Below are 15,148 nucleotides of genomic sequence, written 5' to 3'. Positions count from 1 at the left end.
TTCATCTTTCCAGACCTCAGAGTAAACCTGAAACCGGAAAGCTTCAGGCACCCGCAGTCATCTTACCCTTCCTTAGCAAAATAGCTGTTTATTTATACAGTTGGTCTTATTTCGGACTTCTCACTACGCATTAGATCAACCGAAACTAAGCCAGTTTTTCCTTCGCCCCTCAATCATCAAAATTCTCCGCCGCCAGCCAGCTCTGCCATAACTTGGCACATTGCAAAAGTAGCCAAACTTCTTCAGTCACAATCAGTTCACCATCACCAAAAAAAAGAAACATTCCAGAACTTCCGCATCTCCCCCGGCCGCTCCCACTTCTATACTGAAATGAAAACGCCAACATAAGAGAAACCTATGCCAATACCCGATTTTCAAGTCTCTGAACCTTTTACCCTCGGTATTGAACTGGAAATGCAGGTGGTTAATCCGCCGGGCTATGACTTAAGCCAGGACTCTTCAACGCTGATTGACGCGGTTAAAAATCAGATCACTGCCGGGGAAGTAAAGCACGATATCACCGAAAGCATGCTGGAGCTGGCGACGGATGTTTGCCGTGATATCAACCAGGCTGCCGGGCAATTTTCAGCGATGCAGAAAGTCGTATTGCAGGCAGCCGCAGACCATCATCTGGAAATTTGCGGCGGGGGCACGCACCCGTTTCAGAAATGGCAGCGTCAGGAGGTATGCGATAACGAACGCTATCAACGAACGCTGGAAAACTTTGGTTATCTCATTCAGCAGGCGACCGTTTTTGGTCAGCATGTCCATGTTGGCTGCGCCAGTGGCGATGACGCCATTTATTTGCTGCACGGCTTGTCGCGGTTTGTGCCGCACTTTATCGCCCTTTCTGCCGCATCGCCGTATATGCAGGGAACGGATACACGCTTTGCTTCCTCAAGACCGAATATTTTTTCCGCCTTTCCCGACAATGGCCCAATGCCGTGGGTCAGTAACTGGCAACAATTTGAAGCCCTGTTTCGTTGTCTGAGTTACACCACGATGATCGACAGCATTAAAGATCTGCACTGGGATATTCGCCCCAGCCCCCATTTTGGCACGGTGGAAGTTCGGGTGATGGATACCCCATTAACCCTCAGCCATGCGGTAAATATGGCGGGATTGATTCAGGCTACCGCCCACTGGTTACTGACGGAACGCCCGTTCAAACATCAGGAAAAAGATTACTTGCTGTATAAATTCAACCGCTTCCAGGCCTGCCGTTATGGGCTGGAAGGTGCCATTACCGATCCGCACACTGGCAATCGTCGGCCACTAACGGAAGACACCTTACGTTTACTGGAAAAAATCGCCCCTTCCGCAGATAAAATTGGCGCATCGAGCGCGATTGAGGCCCTGCATCGCCAGGTCGTCAGCGGTCTGAATGAAGCGCAGCTGATGCGTGATTTCGTCGCCGATGGCGGCTCGCTGATTGGACTGGTGAAAAAGCATTGTGAAATCTGGGCCGGAGAATAAGTCGGGAATTGCCTTACAGAAGAATATCCCTGACAATGGTGTTTTAACTTACATTTAACAATGTTATGAAACACCCTTTAGAAACCTTAACCACCGCAGCAGGCATTTTGCTGATGGCTTTCCTCTCTTGCCTGCTGCTGCCCGCCCCCGCACTGGGGCTGACGCTGGCACAAAAACTGGTGAGCACGTTCCATCTGATGGATCTTAGCCAGCTTTACACTTTATTGTTTTGCCTGTGGTTTTTAGTGCTGGGCGCAATTGAGTATTTTGTTCTGCGCTTTATCTGGCAACGCTGGTTCTCACTGGCGGATTAAACGTCGATTATCGCCGTACTTCACGGCATACTTTGCTTATTCTCCTTCGCCTAAAGGAACGTTTATGGATAAGCAATCACTGCACGAAACGGCGAAACGCCTGGCCCTTGAGTTACCCTTTGTCGAGCTTTGCTGGCCTTTTGGCCCGGAGTTCGATGTTTTTAAAATTGGCGGCAAGATTTTTATGCTATCGTCGGAGCTGCGCGGCGTCCCCTTTATCAATTTGAAGTCCGATCCACAAAAATCCCTGTTAAATCAGCAGATATACCCGAGCATTAAGCCAGGGTATCACATGAATAAGAAGCACTGGATTTCAGTGTATCCAGGCGATGAGATCTCCGAAGCGTTACTGCGCGATCTTATCGATGATTCATGGAATTTAGTGGTTGATGGCTTATCTAAACGCGATCAAAAAAGAGTGCGCCCAGAGTAAAAGCGAAAATCTATAGCGCATTTTTCTCGCTTACCATTTCTCGTTGAACCTTGTAATCTGCTGGCACGCAAAATTACTTACACATGGAGTCTTTATGGATATCATTTCTGTCGCCTTAAAGCGTCATTCCACTAAGGCATTTGATGCCAGCAAAAAACTTACCCCGGAACAGGCCGAGCAGATCAAAACGCTGCTGCAGTACAGCCCATCCAGCACCAACTCCCAGCCGTGGCATTTTATTGTTGCCAGCACGGAAGAAGGCAAAGCGCGTGTTGCCAAATCCGCTGCCGGTAATTACGTGTTCAACGAGCGCAAAATGCTTGATGCCTCGCACGTCGTGGTGTTCTGCGCGAAAACCGCGATGGACGATGCCTGGCTGAATCTGGTTGTTGACCAGGAAGATGCCGATGGCCGCTTTGCCACGCCAGAAGCGAAAGCCGCGAACGATAAAGGTCGCAAGTTCTTCGCTGATATGCACCGTAAAGATCTGCATGATGATGCGCAGTGGATGGCAAAACAGGTTTATCTCAACGTCGGTAACTTCCTGCTCGGCGTGGCGGCTCTGGGTCTGGACGCGGTACCCATCGAAGGTTTTGACGCCGCCATCCTCGATGAAGAATTTGGTCTGAAAGAGAAAGGCTACACCAGTCTGGTAGTTGTTCCGGTAGGTCATCACAGCGTTGAAGATTTTAACGCTACGCTGCCGAAATCTCGTCTGCCGCAAAACATCACCTTAACCGAAGTGTAATTCTCCTTTGCCGGGCATCCGCCCGGCTATTTCCCCTCAGATTATCCTGATTTGCATAACCCTGTTTCAGCCGTCATCATAGGCTACTGTTGTATAAAGGAGACGTTATGCAGGATTTAATATCCCAGGTTGAAGATTTAGCGGGTATTGAGTTTGATCACACCACCTCGATGGTGATGATTTTCGGTATTATTTTTCTGACTGCCGTTGTAGTGCATATTATTTTGCACTGGGTAGTACTACGGACCTTCGAAAAACGTGCCATCGCCAGTTCACGGCTATGGTTGCAAATCATTACCCAGAATAAACTCTTCCACCGTTTAGCTTTCACCTTGCAGGGGATTATCGTCAATATTCAGGCGGTATTCTGGCTGCAAAAAGGCACCGAAGCGGCTGATATTCTGACCACCTGCGCGCAGTTGTGGATCATGATGTATGCACTGCTTTCAGTCTTCTCGTTGCTGGATGTTATTTTGAATCTGGCGCAGAAATTCCCAGCGGCGTCTCAGTTACCGCTGAAAGGGATATTTCAGGGGATTAAACTGATCGGCGCGATTCTGGTCGGCATTTTGATGATCTCGCTGCTGATTGGTCAATCGCCAGCGATTCTGATCAGCGGTCTTGGTGCAATGGCTGCCGTGCTGATGTTGGTATTTAAAGATCCGATTCTTGGTCTGGTGGCAGGTATTCAGCTTTCCGCGAACGATATGCTGAAACTGGGCGACTGGCTGGAGATGCCGAAATACGGCGCGGATGGCGCGGTGATCGATATTGGGTTAACCACCGTCAAAGTGCGTAACTGGGACAATACCATTACCACTATTCCTACCTGGTCTCTGGTTTCTGACTCCTTTAAAAACTGGAGCGGGATGTCAGCATCCGGCGGGCGACGTATTAAACGCAGTATCAGCATTGATGTCACCAGTATTCATTTTCTTGATGAAGACGAAATGCAACGTCTGAATAAAGCGCATTTGTTAAAACCTTATTTAACCAGCCGCCATCAGGAAATTAATGAGTGGAATCGCCAGCAAGGTTCTACAGAGTCGGTATTAAACCTGCGTCGAATGACCAATATTGGAACCTTTCGCGCCTATCTGAACGAATATCTACGTAACCATCCGCGGATTCGTAAAGATATGACCTTAATGGTGCGCCAACTGGCTCCTGGCGATAACGGTTTACCGCTCGAGATCTATGCGTTTACCAACACCGTGGTGTGGCTGGAATATGAAAGTATTCAGGCTGATATTTTCGACCACATATTTGCGATTGTCGAAGAGTTTGGTCTGCGGCTTCATCAGTCACCAACCGGCAATGATATTCGCTCTCTGGCGGGTGCATTTAAGCAGTAATTAAAAAATCCGCTCTCATCGAATGGATGAGAGCGGATTCAGATGGTTGACTTCGTTTTGTCGGATGTGGCGTGAACACCTTATCCGACTTACAGAATCGTTACAAATTGTAGGCCCGATAAGCTTGCGCATCGGGCAAATCAGCCTCACATCAGCTTAATTCGCTTTTCTACGCAATGTTTTAAACGCCACAAACAGGAATACAATCCACACCGGCAGCAAAATTGCCGACAAGCGCATATCATCCAACGTGCACATCAGCAGCAAAATCATGCCGAGGAAGGCAATGCAGAGATAGTTGCCGAACGGATAGAGCAGCGCTTTAAACTGTGTTTCTCGTCCCTGACGTCGCATCGCCGCGCGAAAACGCAGATGCGCCAGACAGATCATAATCCAGTTCAACAGCAACGTTGCCACCACCAGCGCCATCAGCAGACCAAACGCTTTTTGCGGCAGCAGATAGTTAATCAGCACCACCAGAGAAGTGATCGCCCCGGAAAGCATCAGCGAGTTGATCGGCACACCGCGATGGCTAACGCGGGTAAGAAACTTCGGCGCATTACCCTGCACAGAAAGGCCAAACAGCATGCGGCTGTTGGAATAAACCCCACTGTTATAGACCGACAACGATGCCACCAGAATGACGAAGTTCAGCGCAGAAGCCACCACATTGCTGTCAAGATTATGGAAAATCATCACAAACGGGCTACTGTTAGATTTCACTTCCACCCACGGATAGAGCGCCAGTAAAACCACCAGTGAACCGATATAAAACAGCAGAATGCGATACACCACCTGATTTACCGCTTTTGGAATGCTTTTTTCCGGATCGCGCGCTTCAGCCGCAGTAATCCCAATCAGTTCCAGCCCGCCGAAGGAGAACATAATCACCGCCAGCGACAAAATCAGCCCATTCCAGCCCGTGGCAAAGAAACCACCGTAGCGCCAGAGGTTGTCGATACTGGCTTTCTCGCCGCCGTGACCAGAAAACAGCAGCCACAGGCCAAAGCCAATCATGCCGATAATTGCCAGCACTTTAATCAGCGCAAACCAGAACTCAGTTTCGCCATATAAGCGCACGTTCACCAGGTTAACGGCGTTGATGATAATAAAGAAGGCGGCAGCCCAGATCCACGTTGGAACATCCGGGAACCAGTACTGCATATAGATGCCCGCAGCGGTCAGCTCAGCCATCCCCACCAGTACGAACATCACCCAGTAGTTCCAGCCTGAGAGAAAGCCCGCAAACGGTCCCCAGTATTTATAGGCAAAGTGGGCAAACGAACCGGATACCGGCTCCTCAACCACCATCTCGCCAAGCTGGCGCATAATCAGGAAAGCAATGATCCCGGCGACGCCGTAGCCCAACAATACAGCCGGACCTGCCATCTGAATCGCCGGGCCAATGCCAAGAAACAGACCAGTACCAATAGCGCCACCCAGCGCAATCAGTTGAATATGACGGTTATGTAATCCGCGATGAAGCGTCGGCTCTTTATTCGACGCAGTATCTTCCGATACGGTTGACGCGTTTTTCACGCCTTTCCCCTGTGTGACTTTTTTGTTGAGGGGCACCTTTTAACATTTAGTGCCCATCGTCGCAAGACACAATCCACGCGGTTAAACCGGGTATCCTGCTTTTATTTCCGTACCCGGTGTCGGTGCAGCCACATCAGCTTATACGCCGCCGGAATAATAAACAGCGACAGCAAAGGTGCGGTGATCATGCCGCCAATCATCGGCGCGGCAATCCGGCTCATCACCTCTGAACCTGCCCCCGTTCCCCACAAAATCGGCAGCAGACCCGCGATAATCACCGCCACCGTCATCGCTTTCGGGCGCACGCGCAGTACCGCGCCGTGATATAACGCTTCATCCAGCTTCTGCTCGCTGAATGTTTGCGGATTATCCAGGGATGGATCTGCCTCTATGGCGTGACGTAAATACATCAACATCACCACGCCAAATTCGGCGGCGACCCCGGCGAGGGCGATAAAGCCAGTGCCCGTCGCCACGGAAAGATGAAAGCCCATCCACCACAGCAACCAGATGCCGCCCACCAGCGCAAACGGTACGCTGCTGATAATCAGCAACGCTTCGCCCACGCGACGGAACGCCAGATACAACAGCACGAAGATGATCATCAACGTCATCGGCACCATGAGTTTCAGCTTATGGTTGGCGCGCTCCAGTAGCTCGAACTGCCCGGAGAATGCCACGCTGGTGCCCGGTTTTAACTGCACTTTCCCGGCAATCGCTTTTTGCAAATCGTGAACCACCGACACCATGTCACGATCGCGGGCATCGATATAAATCCAGCTTGTCGGGCGCGCATTCTCGGTTTTCAGCATCGACGGTCCGGTAGAGACTTTAACGTCGGCCACGTCTGCCAGGGTAATTTGCTGCTTCATTGGCGTCAGGATCGGCAGCTGGCGCAGCGCCTGTGGGCTATCGCGCCAGCTTTGCGGATAACGCAGATTAATTGGATAACGGGCAATCCCTTCCACCGTTTCACCAACCATCGCACCGCCCACCGCAGAAGTCACAAACAACTGCACATCCGCCACCGTCATACCGTAACGGGCGGCTTTTTCACGGTTGATCTCAACGTTGATATAGCGCCCACCTTCCAGACGTTCAGCAAGGGCAGAAGCCACGCCTGGCACCGTTCGCGCCACTTCTTCAATTTGCTCCGCCATCGCGTCGATATCCGCCAGCACAGTGCCGGAAACTTTAATGCCGATGGGGCTTTTAATGCCGGTCGAGAGCATATCGATACGGTTACGAATTGGCGGCACCCACAGATTCGCCAGCCCCGGCAGACGCACGGTGTTATCCAGTTCCTCAATAATTTTTTCCATGGTCATGCCAGGCCGCCACTGATCCTGTGGCTTAAGCTGGATGGTCGTTTCTACCATCTCCAGCGGTGCGGAGTCGGTGGCGGTTTCCGCTTTCCCGGTTTTGCCAAACACCCGCGCCACTTCAGGTACGCTCATAATCAGCTTGTCGGTTTTTTGCAGCATACTCGCCGCCTCCGCTGCGGAAATCCCCGGCAGTGTCGATGGCATATACAACAAGTCGCCTTCATTGATCTGCGGTAAAAATTCTCCGCCAACTTTATTGAGCGGCCAGAGAACCGTCAGTACCGAAAGCGCCGCCACCAACAGCGTGGTTTTAGGCCAGTGCAGTACTTTCAGCAACAGCGGATGATAAACACGAATCAAAAAGCGATTGAGCGGGTTACTGCTTTCCGGTGGAATTTTTCCACGGATCCAGTAGCCCATCAGGATGGGGATCACTACGATCGCCAGCAGCGCCGCGCCCGCCATCGCATACGTTTTGGTGAACGCCAGCGGGCCAAACAGACGCCCTTCCTGCCCTTCCAGAGTGAAGATCGGGATAAACGACAACGTGATAATCAGCAAGCTGATAAACAGCGCTGGCCCCACTTCAACAGATGCATCGGTGATCACCTGCCAGCGCGTTTTATTATCCAGCGTGGCGTCAGGATGCTGGTGCTGCCACTCTTCCAGCCGTTTATGCGCATTCTCGATCATGACGATAGCGGCATCGACCATCGCCCCGACGGCAATCGCAATACCGCCCAGCGACATAATATTGGCATTCAGCCCCTGGAAGTGCATGATAATAAAAGCAATACACAACCCCAGCGGCAACGAAATAATCGCCACCAGCGCCGAGCGCACATGCCAGAGAAACAGCGCACAGACTACCGCCACTACAATAAACTCTTCCAGCAACTTGCCGCTGAGGTTGTCGATGGCGCGGTCAATGAGCTGGCTGCGATCGTATGTTGTAACTATCTCCACGCCTTCCGGCAGACTGCTTTTCAGCGTTTCCAGTTTGTCCTTCACGGCGGCGATCACTTCACGGGCGTTTTTGCCGGAGCGCAGGATCACCACCCCGCCCGCCACTTCGCCTTCACCATTGAGTTCGGCAATGCCCCGGCGCATCTCCGGGCCAATCTGGACCTTCGCAACATCACGCAGATAAACGGGCACGCCATTTTCGCTGGCTTTTAAAACGATGTGATTAAAGTCGTCGAGCGTTTGCAGATAGCCGCTGGCGCGCACCATATATTCCGCTTCCGCCAGTTCGATCGACGAACCGCCCGCTTCCTGGTTTGAAGCATCCAGCGCGCTTTTTACTTCGGCGAGACTGATGCCATATTGCGCCAGGCGCTGTGGATCGATAACCACCTGATACTCTTTCACCACACCGCCCACCGACGCCACTTCCGCAACGTCAGGGATGGTTTTTAGCTCATATTTGAGAAACCAGTCCTGCAATGAGCGTAAATCGGCCAGATCGTGCTTACCGCTGCGATCCACCAGTGCATATTCATAGATCCAGCCAACACCCGTGGCATCTGGCCCCAACTCGGCGCTGACTCCCGCAGGCAGTTTACCCTGTACCTGGTTGAGGTACTCCAGTACCCGCGAGCGCGCCCAGTACGGATCGGTGCCATCTTCGAAAATGACATACACATAAGAGTCGCCAAACTGCGAGAAACCGCGCACAGTCTTCGCGCCAGGTACTGACAACATGGTGGTGGTTAGCGGATAAGTCACCTGATTTTCAACGATTTGCGGTGCCTGACCGGGATAGCTGGTTTTAATAATCACCTGCACATCGGAGAGATCCGGCAGCGCATCCACTGGCGTGTTAATGATAGTCCAGGTGCCCCAGATACTCAGAAACAACGCGCCCATCAGCACCAGAAAACGGTTCGCCACCGAGCGACGAATAATCCATTCAATCATTGGTTATTCCCTCAATGCGCATGGGTAGCACTTTCAGAGCGCATCCGCTCCAGTGCGCCAGAAATATTGGCTTCAGAATCAATCAGGAACAGGCCGCTGGAAACCACCTTTTCACCTTCCGCCAGACCAGAACGTAGCGCGGTGACGCCTTGCGACGCCTGGAAAACAGCAACGCGTTTCGGTACAAAGCGCCCGTCGGCATCAACGGTAATCACCCGCTGTTCGTTACCAGTATCAATCAGTGCCTGTGACGGAATGAGCAGCATCGGTTCACTGGCGGTGTTGAGTTGCAACCAGGCGTTCATTCCCGGTTTTAGCGCCTCGTCGGCGTTGTCGACCTCCAGACGCAGTTGCAGCGTGCGGGTCGCGGCATCCACGCCGGGTAGAAGGGTCCATTTGCGGATGCTGAGCGTTTTATCCGGTCGCGCCGGAACGGTGAGCGTAAATTGCGAGGCATCTTTCACCAGCCAGGCGATGGACTCCGGGATCGCAGCAGTGACCCACACCGGGTCCATACCCTGAATTTTCGCGACCACGTTATCTTTGGCGATATTCATTCCCGCGCGCAGATCAAACGCGGTGATCACGCCATCAATGGGCGCTTTGAGCGTAAAGCGAGTCTGGATTTTTTGCGTGGTAATCAGGCGGCGAATATCGGCCTCCGGCATTCCCGCCAGCCGCAGGCGCTCAAGAATGCCTTCAGTCTGGGTCGCCGTACCGCCGGTTTCGCGCAGCAGTAAATACTCACTCTGCGCTTCCACCCAGTCGGGAATGGTCAGGTCGAGAAGCGGTGTGCCCTTTTGCACTTTATCGCCCACGGTGAGCGGATACACCTTGTCGATAAACCCGGCGGCGCGGGCCTGCACAATGGCAAACTGATACTCGTTGTAACTCACATTCGCTGGGAAACTCTGGGCAAAAGTCAGCGGCCCGCGCGTGACGGTCGCCGTTTTCACCCCCAGATTTTGCGTCTGGGTCGGGTCAATGCGCACACCAGACGCAGAACTCTCTTCATCGGCATATTTCGGCACCAGATCCATATCCATAAACGGCGATTTACCTGGTTTATCGAACCGCGTATTGGGATACATTGGGTCGTACCAGAATAAGACTTTACGTTCTGCGGTCGACGTTTTTTCTGCGGGCGGTTCAGCCTTTGCAAACCAGGTAAAACCTGCCGCAGAAATAATACCGCCCGCGATCATGCTGCCGATAATAAGCACGATTTTTTTCATCTCATTAAACCTGGGTTACTGGCTGACTTTAATATCCTGTAATAAAGAAAGGTTGCCCTGCTGGACAAAATTAAACGCTACTTTGTCGCCAGTTTTAATTTCACTCATTTTCGTCTGCGGGGTGATGGTAAAGCGCATGGTCATCTCCGGCCAGTTCACGGCAGCAATCGGATCGTGATGGATGGTGATTTTTTTGCTTTCCAGATCAACACCTTTTACCACACCGGTGGCGCTAATAACCTGTGGTTGTGCTTCGCTCATGGTTTCATGGTGATGTTCGTTAGCCTGGGCATTAAAGCCAATAACAGTAAACAGACTGAACATTACGACTTGCAGTGCTTTTTTCATTATTCTCTCCTGGAGTTAAAATTTATTGCTGCCAACCGCCACCCAGGGCGGTATATAAGGAAACTTCGTTAACCTGACGGGCATAATTCAGGTCGAGTAAAGTTTGTCGGGTTGCAAATAAAGAACGTTCGGCATCCAGCACTTCCAGATAACTTACCGCGCCGTGCTGATATAATGCCCGCGCCCGTTGCAGGGTAATTTGCAGCGACGCCAGATAACGCTGCTGGGCGCTGATTTGATCGTTCAGGCTTTGACGTAATGCAAGCGCATCTGCCACTTCTTTAAAGGCGTTCTGAATTTTCTGTTCATAATTCACCACCGACTGCTGCTGGCGAATTTCGGCGATATCCAGATTGGCCTGGTTGCGTCCGGCATTAAAAATGGGGATCTCAATTTTGGGAATAAAATTCCACATCCCGCTGCTGGCGTTAAATAATGATGACAGATCGCTGCTGGCGGTTGATATTCCACTGGTCAGGCTTATAGACGGGAAAAATGCCGCACGCGCAGCACCAATATTGGCATTAGCCGCCATTAACGCGTGTTCAGCTTCCATAATATCCGGGCGCTGCAACAAGATTTGCGACGACAAGCCCGCCGGTAATTTAACGCTTTGCAGGCTGTCGCTGTTTACTGTCTGCGCTTGCGGCAGCTTGCCGTAGTTTCCCAATAACAGTTGCAATGCATTATTCGCCTGCGCCAGTTCCCCCTGACGTTTAGCGATATCACTGCGGGTACTTTCTATCACCCCGCGAGCCTGTTCCAGCGCCAGAACATTGCTGCTACCAGTCAAAAGTTGTTTTTCGACAAACGCATATGACTGCTGATAATTACGCAGCGTTTCTTCGGCTATTTGTAATTGCGCATAAGCCAGTTGCTGATTGAAATAGCTTTGCGCGACATTAGAAACCAGCAGAATATGCACCGCGCGCTGAGCTTCCTCAGTGGCTAAATAATTTTGTCGCTCGGCTTCGCTCATGTTCTTTAAGCGACCGAAAAAATCGAGATCAAAGCTGGCGTTAAGGCCAGTCGAGAACTCCCGCGTCGTGGCTGAATCGCCTTTAAGATTGCCGCTCCAGCTGCCGCTACCCTCGCCATTGAGCTGCGGGTAGCGGTCGGCATCGGTCAGACGATATTGCGCCCGTGCCTCCTGCACTTTCAGCGTCGCCATGCGCAAATCCCGATTATTCACCAGCGCCTCGCTAATCAGCGTCTTCACCTGATTATCAACAAAAAAGGTGCGCCAGCCCGCGTTCTGGTAGTTATCTACCGCGTTAACCAGGCCGTTCTGGCTGAGTGAGAACTGCTGCGGCACGGGCATTGCCGGACGCTGATATTCCGGTGCCAGTGAACAACCGGTTAGCGCAAGGGCCACACAAAATGGCAGAAGTTTACAAGGAGACATAGGCTCATAATTTCTGGTGATTTTATGCCGCCAACTTTACTCGCCAGGCTCTGATTTTCCGGTGACAGGAAAATGACAAAATTGTCATTTTGCCAATAAGCGATTGCCATCTGATCCCGCTACTCTAGAATTGCCCGGGCAACATGCGGAGGAAATATGAAACTGTTGATTGTCGAAGATGAAAAGAAAACCGGCGAATACTTAACCAAAGGGTTAACCGAGGCCGGTTTTGTGGTTGATTTGGCCGATAACGGGCTGAATGGATACCATCTGGCGATGACAGGTGATTATGACCTGATAATCCTAGATATTATGCTGCCGGACGTGAACGGCTGGGATATCGTGCGTATGTTGCGTTCCGCCAATAAAGGGATGCCGATTCTGTTGCTTACCGCGCTTGGCACCATTGAACATCGCGTCAAGGGGCTGGAGCTGGGAGCGGATGACTATCTGGTGAAGCCGTTCGCTTTTGCTGAACTGCTGGCGCGGGTGCGCACTCTACTGCGTCGCGGGGCGGCGGTGATTATCGAAAGTCAGTTTCAGGTTGCCGATTTAATGGTTGATCTGGTCAGCCGCAAAGTCACCCGCAGCGGCACGCGCATCACTTTGACCAGTAAAGAGTTTACTCTGCTGGAGTTTTTCCTTCGCCATCAGGGCGAAGTGCTGCCCCGCTCGCTTATCGCCTCGCAGGTGTGGGACATGAATTTCGACAGCGACACTAACGCCATTGATGTGGCGGTGAAGCGGCTGCGCGGCAAAATCGACAACGACTTTGAGCCGAAGCTGATTCAAACCGTGCGCGGCGTGGGTTACATGCTTGAGGTGCCGGATGGTCAGTAAGCCGTTTCAGCGCCCGTTTTCGCTGGCAACCCGCCTGACCTTTTTTATTAGCCTGGCCACCATCGCGGCGTTTTTCGCCTTTGCATGGATCATGATCCACTCAGTAAAAGTGCATTTTGCCGAGCAGGATATTAATGATTTAAAAGAGATTAGCGCCACACTTGAACGGGTACTTAATCACCCTGACGAAACGCAAGCCCGACGCTTAATGACGCTGGAAGATATTGTCAGTGGTTATTCCAATGTGTTGATTTCTCTGGCAGATAGCCACGGTAAAACGGTGTATCACTCCCCCGGCGCGCCGGATATCCGCGAGTTTGCACGTGATGCCATACCCGATAAAGACGCTCGGGGCGGCGAGGTGTATCTCCTTTCCGGCCCGACAATGATGATGCCAGGCCACGGTCACGGGCATATGGAACACAGCAACTGGCGGATGATTAACTTGCCGGTTGGCCCGCTGGTGGACGGCAAACCGATTTATACGCTCTACATCGCGCTGTCTATTGATTTTCATCTTCATTACATTAATGATTTGATGAATAAACTTATTATGACCGCATCGATCATCAGCATCCTGATCGTCTTTATCGTGCTGTTGGCGGTACATAAAGGCCACGCGCCAATTCGCAGCGTCAGCCGTCAAATCCAGAACATTACCTCGAAAGATCTCGACGTTCGCCTCGATCCACAGACCGTGCCCATTGAGCTGGAACAACTGGTGCTGTCGTTCAACCATATGATCGAGCGTATCGAGGATGTCTTTAACCGCCAGTCCAATTTCTCAGCGGATATCGCCCACGAAATTCGCACGCCGATCACGAATCTCATAACGCAAACGGAAATCGCACTCAGCCAGTCGCGCAGCCAGAAGGAGCTGGAAGATGTGCTCTACTCTAATCTCGAAGAGCTGACGCGAATGGCGAAAATGGTCAGCGATATGCTGTTTCTCGCTCAGGCCGATAACAACCAGTTAATCCCCGAAAAGAAAATGCTCAACCTGGCGGATGAAGTTGGCAAAGTGTTCGATTTTTTCGAGGCGTTAGCAGAAGATCGCGGCGTAGCACTACGGTTTGTTGGCGACAAATGTCAGGTTGCGGGCGATCCGCTGATGCTGCGCCGGGCGCTAAGCAACCTGCTTTCTAACGCCCTGCGTTATACGCCGCCCGGAGAGGCAATTGTAGTGCGCTGCCAGACGGTCGATCACCAGGTGCAAGTTACCGTCGAAAACCCCGGTACGCCCATTGCGCCCGAGCACTTACCGCGTTTGTTTGACCGTTTCTACCGCGTTGATCCTTCCCGCCAGCGAAAAGGTGAAGGTAGCGGTATTGGGCTGGCGATAGTGAAATCGATTGTTGTCGCGCATAAAGGCACGGTTGCGGTAACGTCAGATGCGCGGGGAACAAGGTTTGTTATCGGGCTACCGGAGAGAGAGTGATTGGTCAGATAATGCAGTGGATGTTAATTGAATTGAGAATTAGCTATTTCGTCACGAGAAAAAGCGTAAAATCCGTTTCGTGCAGATGGTGAGTTTTATCAGGGTATGGCGGTAGCGCAACCGCCTTCGGATAATATATGTAGTGTGAATGTATGCCCCAGATAACTTCACCATCCAAATATATTCTTGAGATTAAAATATCGTATATTAATCGTATGGGTGAAAATCCTGTTAATATTTTAACGAATCATGAGTACTATAAAGTGGAAAAAATCATAGAACAGATAAAACCATTTTGGACAAAATATGATTCTTTGTCAGAAAAAGATATGATGTTGTTAGAGTCCAATTTCACGCATCGTTTTCCAGAAGATATGAAAGAGTTTTTTCTGTGGTCTAACGGTGGAGCAGGTAAATTTCACAATATTTACATTTCCTTGTGGCCATTAGAAGAAATTAAGGAATTAAATGATGGTTATTTAATCAATCATTATCTAGGTGAACAGTTTATGGCTTTTGGTTCTGATGGTGGGCCGATATGTTTTTTACTGGATTATCGTAATCCAGAACATATCAGAATATCTTCCGTAAATTTTGGTGACCTGGATATAGCTGAAGTAAAACAAATAGCAATTTCATTCGATGTTTTTTTAGAGTTGGCAGGAAATGGAGAAATTATAAGTAATAATTTATAATCAAGTAATTTCCCCTCACGCTGGCGATTGTCGTGGAATGCAGCGAAATTAATTTTATGAATAATAAAGTATTAGGG

The 15,148-nt window shown here is 50.8% G+C and carries 13 protein-coding genes; 8 read left to right on the top strand and 5 right to left on the bottom strand.

Annotated elements, in window-relative coordinates; genetic code table 11:
- The first annotated feature begins 357 nt into the window (after positions 1-357).
- The 5 genes from HEN33_RS22135 (at position 358) to ybdG (ending at position 4,326) form a co-directional block, all read left to right on the top strand.
- Complete coding sequence (locus HEN33_RS22135) at positions 358-1,476, top strand: YbdK family carboxylate-amine ligase (protein WP_176263255.1); 1,119 nt, start codon at positions 358-360, stop codon at positions 1,474-1,476.
- Positions 1,477-1,541: 65 nt separating this feature from the next.
- Positions 1,542-1,790: a DUF1158 domain-containing protein gene (locus HEN33_RS22130; protein ID WP_000682513.1), complete on the top strand. Its 249-nt coding sequence runs from the start codon at positions 1,542-1,544 to the stop codon at positions 1,788-1,790.
- A 64-nt stretch (positions 1,791-1,854) separates the two neighbouring features.
- Positions 1,855-2,223: an MmcQ/YjbR family DNA-binding protein gene (locus HEN33_RS22125; protein ID WP_000360943.1), complete on the top strand. Its 369-nt coding sequence runs from the start codon at positions 1,855-1,857 to the stop codon at positions 2,221-2,223.
- A gap of 94 nt (positions 2,224-2,317) precedes the next feature.
- On the top strand, positions 2,318-2,971 hold the full coding sequence (nfsB, locus tag HEN33_RS22120; protein ID WP_176263256.1) for an oxygen-insensitive NAD(P)H nitroreductase: 654 nt from the start codon (positions 2,318-2,320) through the stop codon (positions 2,969-2,971).
- Between the two features lie 107 nt (positions 2,972-3,078).
- Complete coding sequence (gene ybdG, locus HEN33_RS22115) at positions 3,079-4,326, top strand: mechanosensitive ion channel YbdG (protein ID WP_001153126.1); 1,248 nt, start codon at positions 3,079-3,081, stop codon at positions 4,324-4,326.
- 156 nt (positions 4,327-4,482) lie between these two features.
- Here the strand turns inward: ybdG and pheP are convergent, their stop codons facing one another.
- From pheP to cusC, 5 genes are all read right to left on the bottom strand, one after another.
- Positions 4,483-5,865 (bottom strand): phenylalanine transporter, encoded by a 1,383-nt coding sequence (pheP, locus tag HEN33_RS22110; RefSeq protein ID WP_176263257.1) that lies wholly within the window; start codon positions 5,863-5,865, stop codon positions 4,483-4,485.
- 101 nt (positions 5,866-5,966) lie between these two features.
- Positions 5,967-9,110 (bottom strand): Cu(+)/Ag(+) efflux RND transporter permease subunit CusA, encoded by a 3,144-nt coding sequence (gene cusA, locus HEN33_RS22105; RefSeq protein WP_176263258.1) that lies wholly within the window; start codon positions 9,108-9,110, stop codon positions 5,967-5,969.
- Between the two features lie 11 nt (positions 9,111-9,121).
- Positions 9,122-10,345, bottom strand: a complete 1,224-nt coding sequence (cusB, locus tag HEN33_RS22100) for a Cu(+)/Ag(+) efflux RND transporter periplasmic adaptor subunit CusB (protein ID WP_176263259.1) — start codon at positions 10,343-10,345, stop codon at positions 9,122-9,124.
- Between the two features lie 15 nt (positions 10,346-10,360).
- A complete protein-coding gene (gene cusF, locus HEN33_RS22095) occupies positions 10,361-10,693 on the bottom strand; it encodes a Cu(+)/Ag(+) efflux RND transporter periplasmic metallochaperone CusF (RefSeq protein WP_032183576.1) in 333 nt (110 codons plus the stop codon).
- A 22-nt stretch (positions 10,694-10,715) separates the two neighbouring features.
- Positions 10,716-12,098, bottom strand: coding sequence for a Cu(+)/Ag(+) efflux RND transporter outer membrane channel CusC (gene cusC, locus HEN33_RS22090; protein WP_000074270.1), 1,383 nt, complete (start codon positions 12,096-12,098; stop codon positions 10,716-10,718).
- Between the two features lie 156 nt (positions 12,099-12,254).
- Between cusC and cusR the strand changes: the two genes are divergently transcribed.
- The 3 genes from cusR (at position 12,255) to HEN33_RS22075 (ending at position 15,071) form a co-directional block, all read left to right on the top strand.
- A complete protein-coding gene (gene cusR / locus HEN33_RS22085; protein WP_000770953.1) occupies positions 12,255-12,938 on the top strand; it encodes a copper response regulator transcription factor CusR in 684 nt (227 codons plus the stop codon).
- Positions 12,928-14,376, top strand: coding sequence for a Cu(+)/Ag(+) sensor histidine kinase CusS (gene cusS, locus HEN33_RS22080; RefSeq protein WP_176263260.1), 1,449 nt, complete (start codon positions 12,928-12,930; stop codon positions 14,374-14,376). The genes cusR and cusS overlap by 11 nt, the downstream gene beginning before the upstream one ends.
- Positions 14,377-14,639: 263 nt before the next feature.
- Positions 14,640-15,071, top strand: coding sequence for an SMI1/KNR4 family protein (locus HEN33_RS22075; protein WP_249420699.1), 432 nt, complete (start codon positions 14,640-14,642; stop codon positions 15,069-15,071).
- The last annotated feature ends 77 nt before the right edge of the window (positions 15,072-15,148 follow it).

The sequence above is a fragment of the Escherichia sp. 94.0001 genome (assembly GCF_013369155.2).
Classification (GTDB): Bacteria; Pseudomonadota; Gammaproteobacteria; order Enterobacterales; family Enterobacteriaceae; genus Escherichia; species Escherichia coli_F.
Note: the sequence above shows the minus strand (reverse complement) of the source record. Positions and strands in the feature narration are given on the sequence as shown.